This is a genomic window from Brevibacillus sp. DP1.3A (genome assembly GCF_013284245.2).
Classification (GTDB): domain Bacteria; phylum Bacillota; class Bacilli; order Brevibacillales; family Brevibacillaceae; genus Brevibacillus.
The window spans coordinates 2919318-2942045 of record NZ_CP085876.1; the positions used below are offsets into that span (position 1 = coordinate 2919318).

Annotated in this window: 27 protein-coding genes and 2 pseudogenes; 23 read left to right on the plus strand and 6 right to left on the minus strand. The window is 42.6% G+C overall.

What is annotated here, in order from left to right; genetic code table 11:
* Positions 1–29: 29 nt before the first annotated feature.
* The 11 genes and pseudogenes from HP399_RS13640 to HP399_RS13690 all read left to right on the plus strand — a co-directional run bounded on the left by HP399_RS13640 (position 30) and on the right by HP399_RS13690 (position 9513).
* Positions 30–587 carry a DUF3221 domain-containing protein gene (locus HP399_RS13640; RefSeq protein ID WP_173621408.1) on the plus strand — a complete coding sequence of 186 codons (558 nt, stop codon included), beginning with the start codon at positions 30–32 and terminating at the stop codon, positions 585–587.
* Positions 588–788: 201 nt separating this feature from the next.
* Positions 789–1049: a hypothetical protein gene (locus tag HP399_RS13645; protein WP_228088512.1), complete on the plus strand. Its 261-nt coding sequence runs from the start codon at positions 789–791 to the stop codon at positions 1047–1049.
* Between the two features lie 86 nt (positions 1050–1135).
* Complete coding sequence (gene hflX, locus HP399_RS13650) at positions 1136–2428, plus strand: GTPase HflX (protein ID WP_173621409.1); 1293 nt, start codon at positions 1136–1138, stop codon at positions 2426–2428.
* Positions 2429–2435: 7 nt separating this feature from the next.
* Entirely contained in the window at positions 2436–3713 is a 1278-nt protein-coding gene (locus HP399_RS13655) for a methionine gamma-lyase family protein (protein ID WP_173621410.1), read from the plus strand.
* Positions 3714–3881: 168 nt separating this feature from the next.
* A complete protein-coding gene (locus HP399_RS13660) occupies positions 3882–4292 on the plus strand; it encodes a MerR family transcriptional regulator (protein ID WP_007719086.1) in 411 nt (136 codons plus the stop codon).
* Positions 4293–4327: 35 nt separating this feature from the next.
* On the plus strand, positions 4328–5662 hold the full coding sequence (gene glnA, locus HP399_RS13665) for a type I glutamate--ammonia ligase (protein ID WP_173621411.1): 1335 nt from the start codon (positions 4328–4330) through the stop codon (positions 5660–5662).
* 90 nt (positions 5663–5752) lie between these two features.
* Positions 5753–5893, plus strand: a pseudogene (locus tag HP399_RS13670) (group-specific protein); the annotation flags it as partial.
* Between the two features lie 84 nt (positions 5894–5977).
* Positions 5978–6232, plus strand: a complete 255-nt coding sequence (locus HP399_RS13675) for a hypothetical protein (protein WP_173621412.1) — start codon at positions 5978–5980, stop codon at positions 6230–6232.
* Between the two features lie 541 nt (positions 6233–6773).
* Complete coding sequence (locus HP399_RS13680) at positions 6774–7112, plus strand: hypothetical protein (RefSeq protein WP_173621413.1); 339 nt, start codon at positions 6774–6776, stop codon at positions 7110–7112.
* Between the two features lie 359 nt (positions 7113–7471).
* Entirely contained in the window at positions 7472–7741 is a 270-nt protein-coding gene (locus tag HP399_RS13685) for a hypothetical protein (RefSeq protein WP_217367964.1), read from the plus strand.
* Positions 7742–8418: 677 nt separating this feature from the next.
* A complete protein-coding gene (locus HP399_RS13690) occupies positions 8419–9513 on the plus strand; it encodes a replication protein (protein ID WP_173621415.1) in 1095 nt (364 codons plus the stop codon).
* A gap of 233 nt (positions 9514–9746) precedes the next feature.
* Here the strand turns inward: HP399_RS13690 and HP399_RS13695 are convergent, their stop codons facing one another.
* Complete coding sequence (locus HP399_RS13695; protein ID WP_173621416.1) at positions 9747–9965, minus strand: hypothetical protein; 219 nt, start codon at positions 9963–9965, stop codon at positions 9747–9749.
* Between the two features lie 47 nt (positions 9966–10012).
* Here HP399_RS13695 and HP399_RS13700 point away from each other — a divergent pair.
* A pseudogene (locus HP399_RS13700) lies at positions 10013–10554 on the plus strand (tyrosine-type recombinase/integrase).
* 1083 nt (positions 10555–11637) lie between these two features.
* Here the strand turns inward: HP399_RS13700 and HP399_RS31145 are convergent.
* Positions 11638–11907: a DUF1871 family protein gene (locus tag HP399_RS31145; RefSeq protein ID WP_370642719.1), complete on the minus strand. Its 270-nt coding sequence runs from the start codon at positions 11905–11907 to the stop codon at positions 11638–11640.
* A 75-nt stretch (positions 11908–11982) separates the two neighbouring features.
* Between HP399_RS31145 and HP399_RS13705 the strand changes: the two genes are divergently transcribed.
* Positions 11983–12228 carry a hypothetical protein gene (locus HP399_RS13705; RefSeq protein WP_173621481.1) on the plus strand — a complete coding sequence of 82 codons (246 nt, stop codon included), beginning with the start codon at positions 11983–11985 and terminating at the stop codon, positions 12226–12228.
* A gap of 4 nt (positions 12229–12232) precedes the next feature.
* Entirely contained in the window at positions 12233–12556 is a 324-nt protein-coding gene (locus HP399_RS13710) for a BC1872 family protein (protein ID WP_173621482.1), read from the plus strand.
* Between the two features lie 18 nt (positions 12557–12574).
* Here the strand turns inward: HP399_RS13710 and HP399_RS13715 are convergent, their stop codons facing one another.
* Positions 12575–12766, minus strand: a complete 192-nt coding sequence (locus HP399_RS13715) for a hypothetical protein (protein WP_173621483.1) — start codon at positions 12764–12766, stop codon at positions 12575–12577.
* Between the two features lie 162 nt (positions 12767–12928).
* Between HP399_RS13715 and HP399_RS30990 the strand changes: the two genes are divergently transcribed.
* Positions 12929–13060, plus strand: a complete 132-nt coding sequence (locus HP399_RS30990; protein ID WP_255654139.1) for a hypothetical protein — start codon at positions 12929–12931, stop codon at positions 13058–13060.
* A 456-nt stretch (positions 13061–13516) separates the two neighbouring features.
* Here HP399_RS30990 and HP399_RS13720 read toward each other — a convergent pair whose 3' ends face one another.
* The gene (locus HP399_RS13720; protein WP_173621484.1) at positions 13517–14536 is read right to left on the minus strand and encodes a hypothetical protein; all 1020 of its coding nucleotides are present in this window, start codon (positions 14534–14536) and stop codon (positions 13517–13519) included.
* 434 nt (positions 14537–14970) lie between these two features.
* Between HP399_RS13720 and HP399_RS13725 the strand changes: the two genes are divergently transcribed.
* Together HP399_RS13725 and HP399_RS13730 are read left to right on the plus strand one after the other, a co-directional pair.
* The gene (locus tag HP399_RS13725) at positions 14971–15201 is read left to right on the plus strand and encodes a hypothetical protein (protein ID WP_173621485.1); all 231 of its coding nucleotides are present in this window, start codon (positions 14971–14973) and stop codon (positions 15199–15201) included.
* 16 nt (positions 15202–15217) lie between these two features.
* The gene (locus tag HP399_RS13730) at positions 15218–15493 is read left to right on the plus strand and encodes a MazG-like family protein (protein ID WP_228088513.1); all 276 of its coding nucleotides are present in this window, start codon (positions 15218–15220) and stop codon (positions 15491–15493) included.
* A 43-nt stretch (positions 15494–15536) separates the two neighbouring features.
* On the opposite strand, the gene HP399_RS13735 is transcribed toward HP399_RS13730, so the two are convergent.
* Both HP399_RS13735 and HP399_RS13740 read right to left on the minus strand, forming a co-directional pair.
* On the minus strand, positions 15537–15845 hold the full coding sequence (locus tag HP399_RS13735; protein ID WP_173621486.1) for a hypothetical protein: 309 nt from the start codon (positions 15843–15845) through the stop codon (positions 15537–15539).
* Positions 15846–16501: 656 nt separating this feature from the next.
* Complete coding sequence (locus tag HP399_RS13740; protein ID WP_228088514.1) at positions 16502–17071, minus strand: hypothetical protein; 570 nt, start codon at positions 17069–17071, stop codon at positions 16502–16504.
* 804 nt (positions 17072–17875) lie between these two features.
* On the opposite strand from HP399_RS13740, the gene HP399_RS13750 reads away from it, so the two are divergent.
* From HP399_RS13750 to HP399_RS13775, 6 genes are all read left to right on the plus strand, one after another.
* Positions 17876–18424, plus strand: coding sequence for a DUF4062 domain-containing protein (locus tag HP399_RS13750; RefSeq protein ID WP_228088557.1), 549 nt, complete (start codon positions 17876–17878; stop codon positions 18422–18424).
* 111 nt (positions 18425–18535) lie between these two features.
* Positions 18536–18718 (plus strand): hypothetical protein, encoded by a 183-nt coding sequence (locus tag HP399_RS13755; protein WP_173621418.1) that lies wholly within the window; start codon positions 18536–18538, stop codon positions 18716–18718.
* Positions 18702–18974: a YolD-like family protein gene (locus HP399_RS13760; protein WP_173621419.1), complete on the plus strand. Its 273-nt coding sequence runs from the start codon at positions 18702–18704 to the stop codon at positions 18972–18974. Before HP399_RS13755 ends, HP399_RS13760 begins: the two co-directional genes overlap by 17 nt.
* A 3-nt stretch (positions 18975–18977) precedes the next feature.
* Positions 18978–19151, plus strand: coding sequence for a hypothetical protein (locus HP399_RS13765; RefSeq protein ID WP_228088515.1), 174 nt, complete (start codon positions 18978–18980; stop codon positions 19149–19151).
* 321 nt (positions 19152–19472) lie between these two features.
* Complete coding sequence (locus HP399_RS13770; RefSeq protein WP_173621420.1) at positions 19473–20261, plus strand: nucleotidyltransferase domain-containing protein; 789 nt, start codon at positions 19473–19475, stop codon at positions 20259–20261.
* A gap of 270 nt (positions 20262–20531) precedes the next feature.
* Positions 20532–21389: an LppY/LpqO family protein gene (locus HP399_RS13775; protein WP_228088516.1), complete on the plus strand. Its 858-nt coding sequence runs from the start codon at positions 20532–20534 to the stop codon at positions 21387–21389.
* Positions 21390–22728 lie beyond the last annotated feature (1339 nt).

A 22728-nucleotide genomic window follows, 5' to 3' on the forward strand; every position in this document is an offset into this window, starting at 1 on the left:
CATGGGAGCCTAGAAAGGTAGGGATTGCAATGAAAAACGTTTTAACATTATTTTTAGCAGCATTACTCATGTCTGGATGTGCAACGAGTAACACTGAGATTGAAAGACAAACAATAACAGGATACGTCATTGAAAAAGATACTGCAAAAAAACGTCTCTTAGTCATAGAAAATGATGAAACGAAGACGAAGGACAGTACTAACTATGAAGCAGAGTGGTACTTCCCAAAAGAAGAAGCAGTCTTTCAAGATAGCAAGGGCAATAACATCTCATTTGATAAAATCGAAGTAGGACACATGGTATCTACATGGTCAACGACACCATCCGCGCTGGCATACCCCAGTTCAGCAGAACTCAGTAAACTTGTAATTAATGAAGAAAGCAAAAACCCTATTAATGAAATGGATGAAAAAAAGGCTATTCAACACGCAATCCATTATTTAAAGAGCAAACTTGATGACGGAATCATTATTAAAAGTGCAAATGGACAAAAAGATCATTGGCAGATTAAAGCAACAGATTATGATATTGAAGTAGATACTCTTCTACAAATTAACGCACAAACGGGAGAAGTAAAAGAAGTTTGACTCCTGAATTTCCAGAAAATGAAAGCGAGTCATTTAACCACAGAAGAATTGATGAAACTAAAACCAGAAGAAAAACGACCATTACTCCGTAACCAAAGGGTGATGGTCGTTCTGTATTCTTTAACGACTCCTATTCGAAATTCCACAATATGATATAATCTTCCAAAATAAAGAACTTCATCAAACATGCGGAGGAACAAGATGGAGCAAAAGAAATATACGGACGTTGTACGTCTCGGCCATCAGACGACAGAAGGTGTACTGGAAGAGACATTTGGCGTAAAAGACATGGGGGTTATCCTGAAAAATCTGAATCTCCGCATTCATGAAGATCTCCTCAAGGAAGAGGTGGATGCCTTGCCTGGTGGATATGATGAGAAGGAACTCCGCAAAGTGATTAGCAAAGCGATTCTGTATTTCGTGAAGGAGATTTTCTCAGAGAAAGCGACAAGTAACCCATGACATAAGTTGATTTCAGTTGGCGTGCCCTGCTGCCGTAACGTTTTGGGCAAAATGTGGTATGATAGTGCATGAAGGGGCGTGAATCGGTGAACGATCTGATCAAAACGAAAGAAACAGCCATACTGATTGGTTGCTATTTAGATAACCGGAATGAAGAAAGAACCCGTCTTTCCATGGAAGAATTGCATGAGCTGGCAGATACTGCTGGTGTAGAAGTACTGGACGTCATCACGCAAAATCGGGACCGGGTTGATTCTGCCTGGTATTTGGGGACAGGAAAAATTGATGAAATCGCGCAGAGAGCTGAAGAGCTGGATGTGGACGTGATCATTTTCAATGATGAGTTGTCTCCGAGTCAGACTCGTAATTTGGATAAAGTTTTTGATTGCAAAGTGATTGACCGTACGCAGCTCATTTTGGATATTTTCGCAGGGCGTGCACAGTCGCGTGAAGGGAAAATCCAGGTAGAGCTGGCGCAGTACAACTACTTGCTGCCTCGACTTGCCGGGCAAGGAAAGCAGCTATCTCGTCTCGGGGGCGGTATCGGTACGCGTGGACCGGGTGAAACCAAGCTGGAAAGCGACCGTCGACATATTCGCAAGCGGATCAGTGAACTCAAGCAGCAATTAGAGGATACTGTTCGGACGAGACAATTGCATCGGGAGCGTCGGAAGAAAAACAATGTGTTCCAGATTGCGTTGGTCGGCTATACGAATGCTGGGAAGTCGACGATCCTCAACAAGCTTACGAATGCAAACACCTTGCAGGAAGACAAACTGTTTGCCACTTTGGACCCTACAACCAGACAATTGGAGTTGCCGAGCGGACTGGATGTGCTTTTGACAGATACGGTTGGTTTTATTCAAGACTTGCCTACGAGTCTAGTCGCTGCATTCCGTTCGACATTGGAAGGTGTAAAAGAAGCGGACCTCATCCTGCATGTGGTAGATAGTCATCACCCTGACTTCCAAGTACATATGGAAGTCGTAGACAAAATTTTGCGCGAGCTAAAAGCAGAAGAAATTCCGCTGCTAGTCGTTTTCAACAAGGCAGATATGCTTGTAGAGGGCTCTTACTTGCCGCGTGCAGACGAATCGATTTTGATTTCTGCCATGCGGGAAAATGACCTGAAGCAACTGCTCAGCCAGATTGAGTCATTTGCACTCGAATCTTTCAATGAGATGAAGCTGCGCGTTCCTGTCGAGCGCGGAGACATTCTCTCCCTTTTGCATCGGGATGGGGTAGAGATGGAACAAGAATTTAATGAAGAGGAAGCGGCCTACTTGATCACTGTCCGCGTGAACAAGGATAATCCGATTTACGGCAGGATTGCTCCTTTCCTCCTGGATAAACCAGAGACTGTTGAAGAGAGTTGGTAAGTAACAGATGTTTTCATATTTTTCCCATGGAGAAAAGCTTCGCCCCCTCGTAATGGAGGTGGAAGCGACGATCTCAGAGAGACATCGTCAAATTTCCGCTTTGGTGGATACGAATCAACTGAAAGTATTGCGTTCCTTCCAAAAACATGAGGTCAATGAATTTCATTTTTCAACATCCACAGGCTATGGCTACGATGACTCCGGACGTGCAACGTTAGAATCGATTTATGCCGAAGTGTTTGGTGGAGAAGCGGCATTGGTGCGTAACCATATTATCTCGGGTACACATGCGATTGCGATTTCTTTGTTTGGCATTCTTCGTCCAGGCGACGACCTTCTCTATATTACGGGTAAACCGTACGATACGCTTGAAGAAGTAGTAGGTGTGCGCGGCGAAGGGCAAGGCTCACTCAAGGATTACGGCATCGGCTACAGCTATGTGCCTTTGACGCCAGAAGGTGAAATTGATTTTGTGGCAGTTGCACAAGCGATTACGCCAAAGACAAAGGTCATTGGGATTCAACGTTCGCGAGGCTATGCAGATCGACCTTCTTTCACCATTGCGAAAATCAAAGAAATGATTCGGGTTGTAAAAGAAATCAAGCCTGATCTGATCGTATTTGTAGACAACTGCTACGGAGAGTTCACGGAGGAGCAAGAACCATTGCACGTAGGTGCAGACATCATGGCAGGCTCTCTCATCAAAAACCCGGGTGGTGGCTTGGTCAAAACAGGCGGTTATATAGTAGGACGCCAGGATTTGGTTCAGCTTGCTTCGTATCGAATGGCAGCACCGGGAATTGGCGCAGAGGGTGGTGCATCGCTCTACTCGCTACTGGAGATGTACCAAGGCTTTTTCTTGGCTCCACACGTAGTGGGAGAAGCTTTAAAGGGAGCGGTATTCTCTTCGGCAATGCTGGAGCGTCTGGGCTTCAAAACGAATCCATTGTGGCATGAGCCGCGGACGGACCTGATTCAATCCGTGGAATTCGGCAGTGCTGAACGACTGATTACGTTTTGCCAAGGGATACAAAAAGCAGCACCAGTCGATTCACACGTCACTCCGTATCCAAGTGAAATGCCTGGATACGCTGATCCTGTGATTATGGCAGCAGGTACGTTTATTCAAGGGGCGAGCATCGAATTCTCTGCAGATGGCCCGATTCGTCCTCCTTACTTGGGCTTCGTTCAAGGCGGGTTGACGTACTCGCACGTAAAAGTGGGGATTTTGACAGCGTTGAACGGGATGTTGGAAAAAGGCTTACTCGAAATACCGGGTGAATAGGATAAAATCGCAAGGATTGGACGGCATTCTCTAGATAATCGAGGATGCCGTTTTTTCATGTAAAAAACTGTACATAACTTTCTGTGTAATATTATCTAACATCTATTGACAGGGATTTTGTTATAAAATAGAATAAGACTAAGAAATACGAAACAGGAGGGACAAGTCATGAGTGATGACCTTCGCCGGAATATGGCCCTCTTTCCCATTGGGATCGTCATGAAGCTGACGGATCTCACTGCGAGGCAAATCCGTTATTACGAACAAAACGACCTGATTCAGCCTGCCCGCACAGAAGGGAAGCAGAGGCTCTTTTCTTTCAACGACGTAGATCGCTTGTTGGAGATCAAGGCTCTGATTGAAAAAGGACTGAATATTGCAGGGATCAAGCAAGTCCTGCAAATGCAAGAGCCTGCTTTGGAACAAACAGAGATTACCACGACGTCCGAAGAGAAACGCAAGGACATGTCCGACAAAGAGCTGCATCAGCTCCTAAGGCAACAGATTATGTATCGCGATGCCACTCGCCATGGCGAGGGTGCATTGATACGTGGAGAGCTTTCCCGCTTCTTCCACTAGATAGAAAGCCGATATAGAGACAGGAGGAGAGAAATGTGAGCAAGTTTACAAGAGAAGACATCATGCGCATGGCCCAAGAAGAGGACGTAAGGTATATCCGACTGCAGTTTACCGACCTGATGGGGATCATTAAAAACGTAGAAATCCCGCTGTCCCAATTGCCAAAAGCACTCGATGGCAAAATGATGTTTGATGGTTCTTCCATCGAAGGTTTTGTTCGCATCGAGGAATCCGACATGTACCTGGTACCTGATCTGGATACATGGGTTGTATTCCCATGGGGCAATGAATTTGGTAAAATTGCACGTCTGATCTGTGATATCCACATGCCAGATGGCTCTCCATTCGAAGGAGATCCGCGCTACATCCTGAAGCGTGCCTTGAAAGAAGCCGAAGAAATGGGCTTCACAGCTTTCAACGTAGGTCCAGAGCCTGAGTTTTTCCTGTTCAAGCTGGACGCAAAAGGCGAGCCTACGCTGGATCTGAACGACCAAGGCGGATACTTCGACTTTGCTCCACTCGACTCCGGTGAAAACTGCCGTCGTGATATCGTATTGACGTTGGAGAAAATGGGCTTTGAAGTGGAAGCATCTCACCACGAGGTAGCCCCAGGTCAACACGAAATCGACTTCAAGTATGCAAATGCACTCCAAGCAGCTGACCAAATTTTGACGTTCAAACTGGTTGTTAAAACCATCGCACAAAAACACGGTCTGCATGCGACCTTCATGCCAAAACCGCTGTACGGTGTAGCTGGTTCCGGTATGCACGCGAACCAATCGCTGTTCCGTGGTAAAGAAAATGCTTTCTATGACGAGTCCGATGTAATGGGACTGAGCCAAACAGGGAAGCATTACCTGGCAGGTATTTTGCAGCATGCTCGCAGCTTTACTGCGATCACGAATCCGCTCGTAAACTCTTACAAGCGTTTGGTTCCTGGTTACGAGGCTCCTTGCTACGTAGCTTGGTCTGCGAAAAACCGTTCTCCATTGATCCGTATCCCTGCTTCCAGAGGCTTGAGCACGCGTATTGAAGTACGCAGCCCAGACCCTGCAACGAACCCATACTTGGCGTTGGCAGTTATGCTGAAAGCTGGTTTGGACGGAATCAAAAACAAGCTTACGCCACCACCTGCTATTGATCGCAACATCTACGTGATGACCGAGCAAGACCGCGAAGCAAACGGAATCGAGAACTTGCCTGCTACTTTGAAGGAAGCAATCGAGTGCCTGAAAGCAGATCCGGTGATTTGCGAAGCATTGGGCGAGCATGCATTGGTACACTTTATTGAAGCGAAAGAAATTGAGTGGGATATGTTCCGCACACGCGTTCACGATTGGGAGCGCGAGCAATACATGACTGCTTACTAATAAGCGAAACCCCTTGTGCCTGTAGGTGCGAGGGGTTTTTTTAATTTGTGGGTGCGGGAGTAAAAATCGTTTCACCCACAAACGCACCCAATGTGTTGGAACACCATACAGGATAAGGTTTTCTATGATCCAAGGTTCCCAAAATTTAAGGTAGGAGGAAAGTGGTATTTCCCAGCCAGAGAGACAAGAGAATTTTTGATTAAGTGGCTGTATGAACAACCAAGGCACTGATTGCTGGCGGACATGCTTCTACAAATGGAGGTAAACGGTTAAAGCAAGCCGATTTTAAATCGAAATAAAGGGAAGTGACAGGCTGTGAGGTATGACTTTGATTCAGCGATTACCCGAAAAGCTGAGCTTTGGAGAATCTACCGTTCCCTGCGCTTTCAGCCAGCAGATGGTACATGGGACTGGTGGATTGTGAAAGAAATTAACGAGCTGGAAAGCGAAATGGAAGCAGCCAGAGAAAACGAAAAGGCCACTGCTCGCAACAGTGACCAATTCAACAACAAAACAAATTTGAATACACCTATCCTACCACGTTTTTGTGGAGATGGACAAGCACTGTGATACATCAGGGCTGTCCCAATCAGGAGACAAATTCTGAATTTTGATAAAGATAAGCGATAAAAAAGACCATCCCTTGTCACTTTCAAAGCTTTAAGTCAGCCTTCTTGGACCTTTAATGAGATTAGCTACATCTAAGTGCAGATGCAATAAGGCAAATTGGGCAAAGTTATACAGCCAGGTGTTTTTTCGCAAGGGAAAACGTTACCTTTTGAGCTGATTGTTTTTAGGAGTTTCTTCCACATAGTTAATCACCTCCAATTAAAAGGGAAATTTTACCACCAAATACATCTTAACATATGTAGGAAACTATTAAAAAGGTAATTTTCTGAATATTACAGATCGTGATTTAACAAACTGCTCATTATGATACGCGGGCTTCGGCCCTGCGTGCAGCTGATAAAAAAATGTCAGTTGCACGGAGGTTCGAACCTCCAAGTAATACATAGCGGGGTCATCGGGATCAGTCAGAGTAGCTATACGGCTGGCAGAGAGGTCGGGCTGCTGGCGGCCTCGTGACTAAAGAGAAAGGTGGTGAGTGGCGATGGATAAAGCAAAGACTGATCTGGACACCGTAATGGAACGGATCAACAAGGCAATAGTCATTCAACGAGGTGGGGTACTAGATGATTTGAATAATTGGCAAGCCTTTGTTGAGCAGGTTGGGTTTCAAAATCTTGGACAAATGCTTATTGTGCAAAAGAGAAGTCCTGCAACGTCGTCAAAAGGGATTCTTCTGGAGAAAGCAGTTCAGAGTAAAAAAAATGAGATTACTCAAGAATTCGCAAGTCGCCTTTATGTCGAGGGACTTACAGTTCATGATGCAATCTCAATACTGGATGAGGCTAAAAATGCGATTTTACAGTCGAAGTTTACCCTTTGATATAAGCCTCAATTGTTTCTGATGATGTCTTCGCGGGTTTATAAGTGGCATTTGGATTCATATCATTCAGAATCCGAATATTCATTTTTTCACCACGGCTACATCTGTTACCTGCGAACGCACCGGTAAGACAGGCAGTGTAGTTGCTACCATACGACATACAAATGGGTAGGTTATGGCAGTCGTGAGTGTAAACCTCTTTTCCAGTATCATCGAGTTCTGTTTCATCTGTCAACGAGGGAGCTATTAACGGATTTTTGTACAAGATATCACTTCCTTCCTGTATCGATTGGGTAAGTCTGGACAACTCCCAAATTCGATAGAAAAGTGGAAAATCCTACAAGAAAGGGATGGCAGTATTGCGTCAAGACAATGTAAAAGAAACGCTGGATGGAGTAGATGAAGAACAGTTATCATTGATCGTTTCGGCATTGCAGGATACGGCAATCCGCTACGATAAGCAAGGGATGATCATGGTCGCACTTAAAATGCGGATTACAGCTGAAAAAGTATTAGACATAAAGAAAGCAAGAGAATCAGTGCAAGCAGCACAAATACTAGGGCGTTTGATAGAAAAAGAAAAGCCCACCTGCAGCGAACAGGTGGGGGATAACACGGTCATTTCCTAGTGTCTTGCCGGACGCGGAAACGACAACCAAAAACTATGGAGGACAAGCCTCACTATTAATCATTATAGCGAATGTTGCAAATATGAATACATGAAAGTTTGTTGTCCAGCTAAATGGAGCGGGAGTTGCGATAGTCCATGAAGAGAAATGGTTTCCACTACCGGATTTATATCGAACGCTAGGTGATTCGAAAACCTTGAAACGATATGCTGTAGCCTACATGCGGATTAGATATCCAAAGTGGAAGCCCATCAAATTGAACCAGTATCAAGTGCTAGGGCAAAGGCAGAGTGATAACGATGGGGATGTTTGACGAGGTACGTAAGGTACCAAAACCCGATCACAAGCGACGGGTTAAGAAACAAAAAGATCGTGGAAAGATTACCCCGGCAGTATTAGCGGAAGTTTGGGAGCGGGACAACGGGCGATGTGTTGTGTGCGAGAAAGATTCATTCTAGGTCTGGACACTGGAGGGACACCATATCGTTTTCCGAAGCCAAGGAGGTACTGGAGCCCCATGGAATGTAGCCTTGGCGTGCGGGCCAGTTACTCAGTCGGGAACCTGCCATTGGAAAGCTCATAACACAAGAGAGGGCCGCCTAGCGTTCGAGACGTATCAGCAAACAGTGCTCCTCCCGCTATACAGTAAGGGCACTATATAAAAAGGTGGTAGGCCAATGGTAAACCCACAACCTACAGATGCACATATTAGAATAGCCCATTCACTATATGAAGAAATCGCGATGCGAGATTTCTCCAAGCGTCAGAGAAGCATGATTGATTTAGTTCTACGGTTGAGCTGGGGCTGCGGCAAAAAGGCATGGAGGTATGACAGTTACGCTGATTTCGAGGCCGTGGGCGTGTACCGCAACGTAGTGAGCGAAGAGCTACAGCATTTAGAAGCGAACGGAGTCATCAAGTGGTTTTCAGAGTATCGACTCATCATGTTCAACAAACACTTTGAACAATGGAAGATCGCTCGAAAGAAAAAAGCATCATCGGAACACCTGAAAAAGCTGGTAAATAGCAGCTTACAAAATATTGAGGTCACCAATGTTTTATTGTCGTCGCTATTACAAAACATTGAAGCTAACAATGAATCATTGTCGGAATCAATAAAAAATATGACGGACGACAATGAAAAATATGATGGGGATAACTCTCCAATCCCTTGCGGTTCTAAGGATGGAGAGGGGTCTAAAGAAAGTCTTTTAAATAAATCTTTAAAAATATCTTCTTCTACGAACGAGATACCTACTGGGATCGGCATAAATGACACTGTTCAGGAAGAAGACCTAAATGAAACGGAGCTGGCTTTCCAGAGAGTAGAAGAAAAGATGATCACGAAAACAGGCCAGATGTATTACCTCAAAGGTGATGAACCTAAAAATATTCAGACCTTTATTGCCAGTGGAGGAACAATGGACATGCTCCTCGCTGCAATTGACGAAGCGTTCGAGCAGTACCAGCCACGTCATCCAAAAGACAAGATTACATCGGTGAACTACTGCTTGTCATTTGCTTGGAAGAAACTTGAGCGGGACAAGGCTGTTGAGAGTGGCAAAACCGCACAGCCTATGCCTGAACGAAGTCATCATCGACCATGGAAAAGACGAAACAATGTCGTTCCCATGGTGGACAAGCTGCCTGAAAGCGTTCAGTGGCAAATGCAGCAAGAGAAAGAAGGGGCAAATCTTACTCAGGAAGCTAAAAGCATCACTGATTTCCCGGACATGTTTGAACGGCTCCAACGGTTGAGATCAAGGGCATGAACGAGAGGGAGAGTGTGGAAGATGAGAAGATTTCATAGAGCTCCAAGTAGATTTGGAACTGATATGAGAGCGAGAAAAAGGGATGAGGCCATAAGTTCAGCGGTAGGCGAGTGCATTACCAGACAAATTACCGAGGAAGAGCGAAAGAGACTGGATTCACTACCTAAGCCTCGTCCGAAAGAACGGATCATTGGCATGAATGTTACAACTGATAAGACTATGCAGAGAAAGGGTCATCCAGGATAAGCGCGGCCATGGCAGTCAAATAGCTCATGAACATGGCGATACACTCGAACATGCATATCTGGGAACACAAAAGCAACGGCTCCTTCCTCCAGAGCCAATCTGTCAGATGATTGCTCAATCACAAAAGGTATCTCGATAGCTTGTAGAGTCTCTTTCAAATAACCAACATCAGACCAAAGCACAGAATAGTAAAACGACTTTTCCATACGAAACACTCCTTTTTTCAATCTTATCGTACTAGGGAGGTATTCGCATGAATTTCGTTGAGCCAATACGTGACCCAGGAAAGATTGAGGATATGAAACGACTTCTTTTGCAGCAATCGGACCGGAACTACTTTTTGTTCGTGATGGGTATCAACACAGGATTACGTATATCTGATCTATTGCCTTTAAAAGTACGGGATGTGAAAGGGAAAAGTCATCTCCTGATCATCGAGAAGAAGACGAAGAAACGTAAGAAATTCAAGTTGAATGCAGATTTGCGGGTAGAGATAGCGAGGTACATTGCAGGAAAAGGTCCAGATGAGTATATAGTCGCATCATCTAAGCGCCAACAGCCAATTACGCGGGTACGAGCTTATCAAATTTTCAATGGGGCTGCTGCGAAACTTGGATTGACGGAAATCGGGTGCCATTCAACGCGCAAAACTTTTGGATGCTTCTTCTACAAGAGGACACGGGATATTGCAACACTACAACTGATTTTCAACCACAGTCATCCGAAATTACGTTACGGTACATCGGTATCAATCAAGACCTTATGGACGAAGCAGTAGATAGCTTCAGCTTATAGGGTACACAATCTGAATTATGTTAAATCACACATTACTTTTGCCAAAGTACGTAAAAACATGCCATACTCCAATTGCTAAAAAAAGGATACCGAGTAAACCGTAATCCAGGCTAGTTATCATTAAATAAAGACCACTCAAGTAGATTGCAATTGAAACTATTTTGTGCAAAGTTATTTTTTTCATAATACTCACCTATATACAGTATTTTACAAAAAATGTATCACGAAATTTGTTTATTTACAAATTGCTCAGGATACTTACTTTAAAACATCCAGAATTAGGGAGGTTGAACCAACTATAAGTGTTATCAATAAAATTGCACAAACGATAGTTACAGCTCGCCATGACTTGGCATAAAGAACAGCGCATAAAAAAACAAATTCAACAATGAGAATAAGTACCCATGAATCAAAATTCATAAAACACCTCAATAATGTATGGCATCAGAATTAACCATATATTACCACGGGTTGTTGGGTCAAACAGCAATTAACACAATGCTCATTTTGAAAAATAAAGGCCCCTGCCATTATATGCAGGGGGAGGAGATGAGCCGTGTTTAATTATGCTCAGCTACACTATTCAATACACAATCACTTGAATTTTTTGGTGGATAATTAACCTAGGTTAATGAGTATCTCAGCAGAGACTTTAATGAACTAGGCTTTCTCTCGTCGTCTGCAATGACACATTAAACTGGGGGATCTGGACACCACCAACCGCACCCATAGCGAGTGCAAATATACCTACAATCTGCTCCGAATTGAGTTGGATAGTGAGCTGAATGTTGCACCAACTGACCATTTACTTTCTTGAATTTCTTAGACTTAGATCTTTTCTTTTTCAAGAGATATCCCCCTCATGATGATCTAAGATAGGGTATTCACAAAATTTTCATTTTGACTGGACGAGTGTTCGCAAGGGTCAAAAATGGACATGAAAAACAGGCATGAAAAACAGGCATAGAAGGACACTGCCGTGTCTTATAGGAAGGTCTTGAAATATCAGTGAATTAACAAAATGTGTATTCAGAAAATGGAGGGAAAAGGTAAATACAGCACTTAAAAGACAGTCGTTAATTGTTAATCGCTATTGATTGTAACTAGAATGCGAGCGACATTCAGACATTCAGCGAAGGGACGATTATAAATTTCGTCATCGAAGTATTCGATGAAAATGCTTTCTACATGTTTGGCTAACTCTTCAGGGGTGCTGTAGTTAGATTGAAGAAGTTTAATAATCTCATTTATTTCAAATCGGTAATGATCGTGTTCGGGATCTATACCAACTAACCCAATCGGGTCCCATCGATCAATAATGTTTTTTACTTTAGCATAAATCAATAGCTTCACCTCAAAATTTGTCAGTCAAAATACAATACCATAATTAAGGACCGACTTTAACTTATTAGTTAGGGAGGAAAGGGCATGTCGAAAAAATATACGGTGCAGAACAAGGAAACTAAGACGTTCCTAAAGCATAACGGGAATTACAACCCATGCGCTTATCCATACGATGACGTGGAGAAGATCGAGGATGCTACGCATTGGAGCGACTTCAGGCACGTTTCGTACGTAGCTAGGTGGCACGCCGACAGCTTTTGCAAGTGGCAGCTCGTGAATATTGATACAGGGGAAGTGTTGGAACCGATGAAAATAGGGCTAGGGGGATAACAAAATGACAGATCAACAGATCGTTCTAACTCTGGCAACGAAGGTGATGGGGTGGAAACGTTACGGAGAAACAGAATTTTGGTATGGAGATAATGGAAACTTGTTTGACTCTTCGTTTTGGAACCCACTCCAAAACATAGCTGATGCATGGCAAGTAGTCGAAAAGTTGGGTGAATCTTTTTGGGAAGTAAACATTGACCTCGGTTCGAAATCACCCAACGCCAGAGTCGTCATCTACAGGACGTACACGAGAAAAGATGGTCATGTCGCAATAGCCTCTACCGTACAAGAGGCAATCTGTGGAGCTGCTCTAAGAGCCATCGCTTAACACAACGGTAAATTGAGTTTAACTCTCTTCTACTATCTCGCACTGATTTTTTAACATTTCGTTGACAATCGCTTCATGCAGATCTTCATCTTCAATTAACAAAAGTGTATTAGTAACTCGGTTACAAACAAAATAACGACCATCCATCTTGACTAAAACATAATTTTCTTTTCCGGTTGTCCAAATGAGTTTGTAGTTATCTAAATCCATTTTTATCTTCACTCCTTTCGATAACTTAGGAAAGAGCGAAAGAGCATGTCTGCTCTCTCCTAATCTGAATCCACACATATTACCATTTTGGAGGGCGGCAATCAGGTTGTCAATGAATAGGAAACACAACACACGATTTGATAAACGGGAGGGGTATGTGACATGAGATATGGGATCAAGGTAGGCGAAATGGTAATGGCGACATACGATTCACCAATGGATGCTTACGAAGCCGCAATATGTGTTTATGAAGAAACGGAAGTGTTTCATGAGGTTGTGGCAATAGCGGATTAAACAAACTATCGTTAACCCATACGTGAACAACTGGAAAGTAAGCGGAGCATTGCCGCCATGGAACGGGAGGAAGCAGGGCTACTCAGGATAGCGCAGCCCGTCCCCTCCAAATAGTTCACGGACTACAGCGTAAAGCTGTACTGGTAGATCAGGAAAAACGATAGCAATTTGATTTGGTGGTATTTTCAGCAGCTTGGACTGAACGAGTGCAAACGGAATGAAGCGTTCGGATAAGACCCTAACCAGAGCGTTTGCCTCACTCTAAGTAACGACATAGTAAAACGACCTTTCCACACGGGAACACTCCTTTTTCTTGGAGCGTAACGTGGATTGGTGGGACAAAAAAGAATTGCACAATATTTTAAATGAAAAGCATGAAGAGAAAACCCATCCGCAATTAATCTTATCGCGGCATTAAATAGAACATAACGATTCATGCTGATAATTAATTGTATCTTATGTTGGACAATGTAAATCACGCTTTAATTGACAAAAATTTGGGATTGGAATCTGGGCGTCGTTACTATCACCATTAGAAGGAATACAAAATATCACTCTATGTGGGACTGAAGCTTTATACGCAGGATCATTCTCATCAGCGGGGTGATCGTACCCAATGGTATGCATTAATTCGTGAAATACAATGCGTGCTATTGAAATGTCATCAGCGGACGATAAACGATTAATATTAAAATAAATGCTTGGGCAATTAATATTTGCACCTCCTAAAGTGGGCATATTGTTATCTTCAAAGTGAGATAACGTCAAATTATTATAGTACATTTCCTTAAGTTTGAGGGTATCTCTTTCAGTTAATACATTACAGGAATTTGCATCAAGGATAGAGCAAATAATATTATGCGCTTTTCTTATTCGTGCTTCAAAAGGAGGATTACAAAAATTGTAACGAAAATTTGTGAGATGGTTAAGCCTCCATTCAGGTATACTTTTTCTTTCAAAGTAGTCTTTTTTGAACAAAAATAGCCTACGGTGCTCATCTATTAAGTGGCAGTCTAAGAAGCCACCAGCAAAATTATTTGCAACGGCATAATCGTCAACAATATTGAAAGCAATAACCATATCTGACCAATTAGATACTAAACGTGGTAAACCAAGTGCATTCCAATGTATATGTTTTACTTCTACTGCATCTGAAGACAGTAATATTGCCCCAACAGTTGAATCTCTGAATTCATGAATTGGGAAGGCAGTAACATAAGTTTTATCTCCGTCGATGATATTTGATCCTTGCAATTGTTCATGAAGGAAAATCAGTGCAGAGTCATTTTGATGTATATCGGAATACGAGGTCATTGCACCTGCTGTTTCTTTCACAAAAATTAGATCAAAACTGTTATCTGGTTTAAACGTTAGCACTGGAAATGCTCCAATTACTTTTGTCTCATTTCCATCAATATATCTATGGGCACGTCTAAAAGTAGTATCAACATCATGTTCTCTCCAGACTCTCGTCATGTCTTTCCCCCTTACCACATATTAGGGATAGTTTTTACTATGGAGACCAATTTATCCTCTCTAAGGTTCTAGCTGTAATTTTCCGCACAACTTATGAGTTTAGGGATACTAAGTGAAAATACAACTGCTGAGGTAGGGAAGTGGGCCAATGAACGGTTCTTTTTACAAATAATATACAGTTCGAGTGGTTTCTACTTAATGGAGAAAGTCAGAAGTGTTTTGAAAATCTGATAAAGAAACATGGATGGAGAAGGTTCGCAAGGGATGGATTTACCCGAAACGTCTCGACTTAACTTGATGTGTAGGGAGTAGCTGGAACCAGCTACTCCTGGATAAACAATCTATCGGGTGATCACCATGGGACTGGTGGTTGAGGTGGTTCAATTCCTGGCGTGATCGATGGTGGATTGGGTAATTGAGGTATCGAAGGTGGCTTGGGTGCAGGTGGTGAATTCGGTGGCTGCAGTGCCGGGGGTGGCTCCAATACCGGTGGTGGCCAAGGGGTTGGTGGTTTAGGCACTACACCCGGTGGTGGGATCACTGGATTTGGTAAACAATTAGGTTCACATGATCTGGGATCATTATTTGATGGTGTCAAACAGAAATACCTCCTTTATTTTTTAGCATCTGGTGATGGAAAGGAAATTATACAAAGTAGTTACTAAGACAAGGAGGGTGCAAATGCTTGAAAGAGTAACGATGGTTATGGACAAGGTTAATTCTGATGTGCTCGAGGAGCGATGCAGACAAGACGCAAAATGGGGCAAGCAGCGTCATGATTTAGGGCGTTGGCTAGCTATCTTAACGGAAGAGGTTGGGGAAGTCTCCCAAGCAATGCAGGGTACTTGGGGTTGGGGAAAGCCAACGGATTCAAAAGATTTATACAAAGAATTGATCCAAGTTGCGGCTGTTGCTTCTGCTATAGCGGAGCAGGTACGAGAGCAAATGGAAGTTTAACACTTCGGTAAGTCAGTTGAATAAAAAAAGCAGCCATAGCTGCTTAACAAGGTCTACAAATTCCTGGCGGGTCTACGTATACACCACAACCTCCTTTACCAGAGATAATGATTCTTGTGACATTCTCATCGTCAGACGCTTCTGCTACGTTGAAAACCTCAGGCCCTTTTACAAATTCGAATTTATCGAATTCATTCGAAGACTTGTTTTCTAAAGTTCGATTAATAATTTCAAAAATTTGTTGTGCGGTTTCGTTAACTTGTTCAGTCAATTTTTTTATCGTCTCCTGGTCTTTTTCAGCTAAGACAATACCTTCTTGTGTGGATGATTTTTGTTGTTCCATTGTTGACACTGAAATCACTCCTAAAAATAGTTGACATTATACGTTTTGAAAAAGGTCCTTCGTTTATTCAGTATATTTTTTGGTTAATACAACACACGTTTTGATTAATAGGAAATTAAAAAGACACTCCTTGAATAATTAAGGAGTGTCCATGAAGTCCAAGTTTAATGTTGGGACTATACTTGGGCAATCTGTTTTAAGACAATGATCGCTCTATTTAGAGGATGGTCACATTATTGGGGGGCCAGGGCAACAATAACCGCAGCCATCATCCCAGCAACACGGGAAACAACGTCTAGCTCGCGCTTGATATTGCCCAGATGATTCATATGGTTGATAACTCACCAATTGACCTTTTACTTTCTTGAATTTCTTGGAAACAGATTTCTTCTTTTTCATGAGGTACTTCCCCCTTTATAACGATCTCAGATAACTTATTAACAAAATTTCTCTCTTGACTGGACGAGTGCTTGCAAGTGTGAAAAATGGACGTTAAAACTGCAGACGCAGTGGGGGAGGATGTTCTTTACAAAACATTACTTGTGATAATGAAACCTAAATTCTTGATTAAACCAAGTATCGTATTTTCTGATCACTTTAGCGGTGGCTTCACATTCATTCCGACGTCAGCTCGCGGACTAGATGCATGCCATGTGTGCTTTGTTTTAGCCAACTTTCCTGATCACTTTCGAATTTCCGCCTGAACTGACAATGATCCATCCTTCAGGAACAGGCGAGGCTTGCATTACCTCAATCTGTGTTCCATTAGGAGCACCATTGACATTTCTGATCACATTCGATCCTCCAAAGGCTCGAACCAAGATCCATCCTTTTGGAATAGGCGAGGCGAGCATCACCTCTACCTCCGTGCCATAAGAAGCACCGTTCATATTCTTGATTACATTCGATCCTCGAAAGGCTCGAACCATGACCCATCCGGTTGGGATAGGCGAAGCTAGCAGCACCTCTACCTCCGTGCCATAAGAAGCACCGCTCACATTCCTGATCAGGTTCTGGGTTCCTAAAGTTCTAACGATAACCCATCCGGCTGGAATAGGTGAGGTAAGCGACACCCAGATTTCTTCACCATACGTGGCGTTTCTGATTGTTTTATTGGAAGCGTAGGTGGTTGCCTTTTCCTGTGTAGGGAGCGCTGCCCCTTGGACTTGTGTGGCTAGAGAGGGTACTACGACGACTGAACTTAATGACAGGATAATAAGTGCTTTTTTAAACATGAACATCAACCTTTCATGATAAAAGTTGTTTGGAAACTATCATCGAGTAGAGGTCAATTGTTGCAGCATTTCTTGCAAAAAAAGAGGTGACTATCATTTTGTTCCTTGGATACCAATATATACCATTTTATCACAAAATCGACCCTCGTAACTTTAGGAGAGATTGTCGAACAGCGGTTGAAATTGACAATATTTTGAATAACTGAAGAAAGTGCAAATGGAGGCAGTTGTGAGATTTGACCAGATGAGAGCATTAAAAGAGTGGAAAAGAACCCAATTTCTCCAATATATATGGTAGGCTCCGATGCTCCGCTTCCATTCGCGGTAATTAGATTCTCATCACGGACAGATTGAGCATCTAAATAATGTTGATCTCCTCTGTAATTTGGGGCTCCTTGCTTCTCTGCATTCGGTTACTGCATTGGAAAAAAACGGGCTGGACGAGGAATGGAACCAGTTTCCCGGAGCAATTTAACACAAGAGAAATTGTGATGAACTAAGTTAATCCTTCTTATCGATTACTTAGTAAGCAGGTCTTCGATTCTCTGTAAATGTTGATTGGTTTGCTTCACCAGGGATCCCGTATAAGTCGCCCGCCTTTCACTATCTATACGGTACGAACCGCCAAGACATCCTGATTGTGTTCTTGTCCATTTTTTCTGCACGAATAAACCTCCTATTTGGCGTCTGGTGCAAGCTTGCCGCATGAAAACTCCAGTCAATTCTGACAAATAAAGTGAGTGAGTGGTAGATTCTATTTATACTAATTCTTTAATTTGGGTGGGCCTATGAAAAAAATTACAAATTTACATATCGCCTACTTACTACGATCTTATTGAGGAAAGACATACCGCTGTTGAAGCCGTACTTCAAGCCGGTCATATTCCTGCTGGAATCGAGCAATTTTTTAAGGAAAGTCCAATGAAAATTAGGAAGAGATGGATCGATGAGTCCGATGTATATATCCTGATTCTCGGAGGATTCTATGGTTTAACGCTTCCTGATGAATCCAAGAGCTATACGCATTGGGAATATGAGTATGCCGGAGAAGCGGGTAAACCTAGATTTGCTTTTGTTGTCACAGATGAAGCATTAAGACAAAAGCCATACGACTTCGCAGCAATTGAATACTATCAGAAGTTTCAAGAGTTTAAGCAATCGGTCATGGAACAAATTCCTACCTATTATGTTGAAGATGTACGGCACATTAAAATGGTATTTCGTGATCAATTGCCGGAGTATGCAGCAAGAAACGATTTGTATGGCTGGTTTTCGGGCAAGGATGTCCAGGACATTCAAAAGCTATTGGAAGAGAATGCAAGATTAAAGGCGGAGTTGGAGAAAAAGAAATGAAAGAGGGGCTGGCACAACCAGCCCCTTTTTTTATTTGGAAAAAATTGCGATTGCATGTTCGCATGTCGTTCTTATAAAATAGGAACAAACGTTCGTTAGTGGGTGATTAACATGGAGACAATCCAAGCAGTGATTGATGGCCAACTCCAAGCTGTTCCCGTTTTAACACCAAAGCATCTAAAAGCAATTAGCAAAATCCGTACTGGGGCAAGTCTTGGATGCGCCCCTGACATTCTCCGGGATCTGATCGAGGCTGGATTGGTGGATGAGACTTCGAATGACCATATTGTATGAACATCATTATGAGGAAGTCGTGGCTCCGCTACCCCAGGTTGGCCCAGATTCCTTGGCAGAAATGAACTTGATCATTTACGACTCGGTGCGAAAAGACTATGCGATCAATGTTAGTTGGCACGAGAACTGTATCCGTAGGGAATGGGGCGTGGTAAAAGACATCGACCGGGATGAGAACAAGATCAAGCTTGTTCGCGTTGATGGAGTGTGGTGGGTGCCCATTGAAAAAATGCTGCAGGTTGAGCGAGTGTATTAGACAATGATTCAACCTGACCAATGGCGAGAAATCCTGCATGAAACGATCCTATACGGCATGCTGTTTAAGGCGATAGCGCTTAATGCAGAAAGTATCTGTACGACTCAATCTGTGCAGATGAGTCTGCGCTATTTTTTTGTGGCAAGAGAAGGTATGCATACCTATATATACTTGTAGTAAATACTGCGCTGATAATCTACTATATGTATGTGCACTTTTTTATTCACGTATTACTTCTTGTGTACCCCAATTTGCTTAAAGCAGTTGGGGCTTTTTTGTTTACTCATTCCTCACGCGAGGCAAAATTTCCAACCAGACATTAGGATAATCCCAATAAGCTGAAAGATTTATGGATGACCGATTGTAAATATTAAACTAACTGGCAGGATAGTGTAATCTGTTGCTATATTGATCTACATACAGTTGACTACCACTCAATGTAAATGTTAATTTATAATAATACCCATTTTATGGGTCACTATTTAAGGAGTGCTTGGTATGAAGTTACCATTACACGATCGATTCATTGAACAAGCAATTGAGTATGTAAGCCAAGATCAACGACTTATAGGTCTCCTCGCAGGCGGATCTATGATGTACGGAGAAATGGATGAGTATAGTGATCTGGATTTAATAATCGTCTACAATTATGCTTTTCGAAACGAGATCATGGAACAACGCTTCCGAATTGCCGAAAGGCTCGGTAATTTACTTTCTGCATTCACAGGCGAGCATGTCGGGGAACCCAGATTGCTTATTTGTTTATATGGCCCAGCCCCTCTTCATGTCGACCTTAAATTTGTACAACTGGAAGAGCTCGAATCCCGAGTCGAGAACCCACTGATTCTTTGGGAGAGAGGTTCTGGTATTGCAATGATACTCAGTAAAACAAGTCCCTCTCTCTCTTTCCCTGATCCTCAATGGATCGAAGATCGCTTCTGGGTATGGGTGCATTACTGCGCCACAAAATTAGGGAGAGGCGAATTATTCGAATTAATCGATACTCTAACATTTATGCGCAATGCAGTGTTAGGGCCGTTGGTACTCATTCGCAACGGTCATTCCCCGAGAGGGGTTCGAAAGCTCGAGAAATACGCTATCAAGGAACTGGAGGAACTAAAAGGAACGATTCCCATCCACAGCTTTGAAAGTTGCTACCAGGCGCTAAAAAATACGATCAAGATGTACCAAAGTCTACGCCAAGGTTCGGAAATTGTACCTAGGAAGGAAGCAGAACGCGTCTCAATCGAGTTTCTTGATGGTATATATTCAGGACAATCCCAATAGCAACTTGTCCAACTAACGTGTAACGAAAGCTGAATACAAAGATCCAAAAGTCGGTAATCCTTAGCATAGGAAAACCGACTTTTCTTTTGGCAAAAACTGTCTGAGTGTGCCCGTAACAGTGCGTTAAAGGTGCAATGTCCTCTGTAGTGAGAATAACGAAGTCCAGGATTATCAAACGGTTCGGCTCCTGAAGGCAATTCTGATTCCCTGAAGTATATTCTAAAAAACGTAGGGAAGATAAGAAATGAGATGTTATGTAGGAGGTCAAAAATGAAGAAGTCAGTCATGTTTATATGGATGGGAATCGTCCTAATGATTACAGTAGTTAGCATCATGAAAATAACCGACAAAATTGAGCAAAAAAGTGTCATTCAGCAGGCAGACTTAAAAAATAATTCAAATGTATCGCAAGAGAAAGGGGCTAATTGGGAATCTGTAAAAAAAGTGTTTAACAAGGGGACTGTTCAAAAAGATGTATGTAAAGTCACGTTTCCACGTTCCGATTTGCATGTAGAAGTCGGGGATGTTCAACTCGATCCGAACCTTGCTTTAACATCTTACTTAGCATTCAAACAAGTGGGCAACCATTCGATGATGATGGGCGATCTTGTTCTTCTTGAAAAAGAAGTAAAACCTGTCGAGAACTTGTTAGTGGAGCAAGGGATTGAAGTGACTGCTTTGCACAACCACATCATGGAAGAAAATCCAAAGATCATGTATTTGCATGTTGTTGGTCATGGTGATCCAGTAACTCTGGCTCAAAAAATGAAGCATGTTCTTGGCCTCACAGGCACTCCATTAACTTCTGCGCCAGCTGAGAGATCTCCGTCTACTTTTAACTGGTCTAAGGTTGAGAGCATCATGGGGTGGAAAGGTGAGAAAAAAGGAAAGGTGTTTCAATTCTCTATACTGAGACCAGAGGAAATTACAGAAAAAGGTATAAGTATCCCACCTGCTATGGGTATCGCCATGCCTATTAACTTACAATTGATTGGTGACAAGGCAGCAACTACTGGTGATTTCGTTTTGTTGTCAAATGAAGTGAATCCAGTTGTTCGTAAATTAACGAAAAATGGCATAACCGTAACAGCGGTACATAATCACATGTTAGATGATGGGACAAAATGAAAGTAGCCATAGCGGGAATAGTCGGTAGCCTTCGCGTAAAGGATATCGGCTTTATTTCGATACAAACGGATAAACATAGAACATTAACCTAGCGTGCCACATACTCACAAGCAAGCGTTTTACGGCGTTGCGAAATCATTGGTTACCGGAGAGGATCACGACTTTGTTTACGTGCAGCCGCAAATAAAAGCACGCGTCAAAATGCGGAATTGGACGAGGAGCGGCATGCTTCGTTCGTCCGTCTTCGTAGATTGTATTCTGGCAGCATAGGTGTAAAGATAAATGCACCCGTGGGGCAATCAAGCTCCTAGGTGCACTTTTTTTAAGGGATAGTCATTTCAAATTCTGCCCACTTTTTGCCCACGAAAAAATGAAAAGTTTCGAAATCATTTGAAAGGGCACTCGGTGAAATCATTGATACAACGGGATTTGTCTTAATGAGTGGATGGGAATTGAGGGAATGTTCAAATTTTTCAACGCTAGTGAAAAGGCGTTAAACAAAGAAGATTTCGGTATGAAATTTCCATCTTTCCTGCCCAATACGAGATTTAGATCATGATGGTACTGTTCCCCGAATCCTAGTTTGTTTTGGTTCTGGTAGGATAAGTGACTTTTTCTTGGGGTGCACAAGCTCAATTATGTTAACCAGCAGTTAGTTTGGGTTGACCCTTTCATTTATCGTACTTTGTTTTTCAACCAACCTTGGTCTTTTATTTGTCCCCACTACCAGAGATGGCTACGACTACTGTAATAGTTACAACAGCTCATGAAAGTAAGGCTAGCTTCATGTAGAGTCACTTCAATCAAAAGAGAATTACCAACATTTGAATAATATAGGATTGAAAAAAAGAAAGGAAATATGTATAAGCCCCGTTGGGGCGGGGCCTTTCCCTAGCAATTGCAATTGCAAGGGAAAGGAAAGATGTTTATAACGAAATTTAATGGAATCGTGATGATCGTGAACGTCTCATTGCTACCAGTGTAGACCCGAACGCGAAAACCATTTGGTCCGACACTGAGAAGACAGCCGGTAAATGTATCAAATATTGTTTTTACTACAACAATTCTGTTGATTAATCGGACTGCTTTTCTACGATTCTTTCTTTGTACTTCTAAGGACACTCTTCTCGCTGAAGTTGTAACACCTTTTTGTGCCGCCAATTCTGGCACCTCCTTTTAAACGATCTTTCATACTATATTTGATGCTTTTGTGAGAGAGATACGCGTATTATTCGCCTCCGTTCGCCAGCCACTCTGAGACGTTTGAATTGAATTACTATCACGTCAGTTCTCGACATATTAATCACCTTGCTTCTCTCACATGGTATAGAGAATGCAA

What these genes read in the sequence shown, in the direction of transcription:
- HP399_RS13640 (WP_173621408.1), top strand. Translation starts at nt 30, where the DNA reads ATGAAAAACGTTTTAACATTATTTTTAGCAGCATTACTCATGTCTGGA.
- HP399_RS13645 (WP_228088512.1), top strand. Translation starts at nt 789, where the DNA reads ATGGAGCAAAAGAAATATACGGACGTTGTACGTCTCGGCCATCAGACG.
- HP399_RS13655 (WP_173621410.1), top strand. Translation starts at nt 2,436, where the DNA reads ATGTTTTCATATTTTTCCCATGGAGAAAAGCTTCGCCCCCTCGTAATG.
- HP399_RS13660 (WP_007719086.1), top strand. Translation starts at nt 3,882, where the DNA reads ATGAGTGATGACCTTCGCCGGAATATGGCCCTCTTTCCCATTGGGATC.
- HP399_RS13680 (WP_173621413.1), top strand. Translation starts at nt 6,774, where the DNA reads ATGGATAAAGCAAAGACTGATCTGGACACCGTAATGGAACGGATCAAC.
- HP399_RS13690 (WP_173621415.1), top strand. Translation starts at nt 8,419, where the DNA reads ATGGTAAACCCACAACCTACAGATGCACATATTAGAATAGCCCATTCA.
- HP399_RS13695 (WP_173621416.1), bottom strand. Translation starts at nt 9,965, where the DNA reads ATGGAAAAGTCGTTTTACTATTCTGTGCTTTGGTCTGATGTTGGTTAT.
- HP399_RS13705 (WP_173621481.1), top strand. Translation starts at nt 11,983, where the DNA reads ATGTCGAAAAAATATACGGTGCAGAACAAGGAAACTAAGACGTTCCTA.
- HP399_RS13710 (WP_173621482.1), top strand. Translation starts at nt 12,233, where the DNA reads ATGACAGATCAACAGATCGTTCTAACTCTGGCAACGAAGGTGATGGGG.
- HP399_RS13715 (WP_173621483.1), bottom strand. Translation starts at nt 12,766, where the DNA reads ATGGATTTAGATAACTACAAACTCATTTGGACAACCGGAAAAGAAAAT.
- HP399_RS30990 (WP_255654139.1), top strand. Translation starts at nt 12,929, where the DNA reads ATGAGATATGGGATCAAGGTAGGCGAAATGGTAATGGCGACATACGAT.
- HP399_RS13720 (WP_173621484.1), bottom strand. Translation starts at nt 14,536, where the DNA reads ATGACGAGAGTCTGGAGAGAACATGATGTTGATACTACTTTTAGACGT.
- HP399_RS13730 (WP_228088513.1), top strand. Translation starts at nt 15,218, where the DNA reads ATGCTTGAAAGAGTAACGATGGTTATGGACAAGGTTAATTCTGATGTG.
- HP399_RS13740 (WP_228088514.1), bottom strand. Translation starts at nt 17,071, where the DNA reads ATGTTTAAAAAAGCACTTATTATCCTGTCATTAAGTTCAGTCGTCGTA.
- HP399_RS13755 (WP_173621418.1), top strand. Translation starts at nt 18,536, where the DNA reads ATGGAGACAATCCAAGCAGTGATTGATGGCCAACTCCAAGCTGTTCCC.
- HP399_RS13760 (WP_173621419.1), top strand. Translation starts at nt 18,702, where the DNA reads ATGACCATATTGTATGAACATCATTATGAGGAAGTCGTGGCTCCGCTA.
- HP399_RS13765 (WP_228088515.1), top strand. Translation starts at nt 18,978, where the DNA reads ATGATTCAACCTGACCAATGGCGAGAAATCCTGCATGAAACGATCCTA.
- HP399_RS13770 (WP_173621420.1), top strand. Translation starts at nt 19,473, where the DNA reads ATGAAGTTACCATTACACGATCGATTCATTGAACAAGCAATTGAGTAT.
- HP399_RS13775 (WP_228088516.1), top strand. Translation starts at nt 20,532, where the DNA reads ATGAAGAAGTCAGTCATGTTTATATGGATGGGAATCGTCCTAATGATT.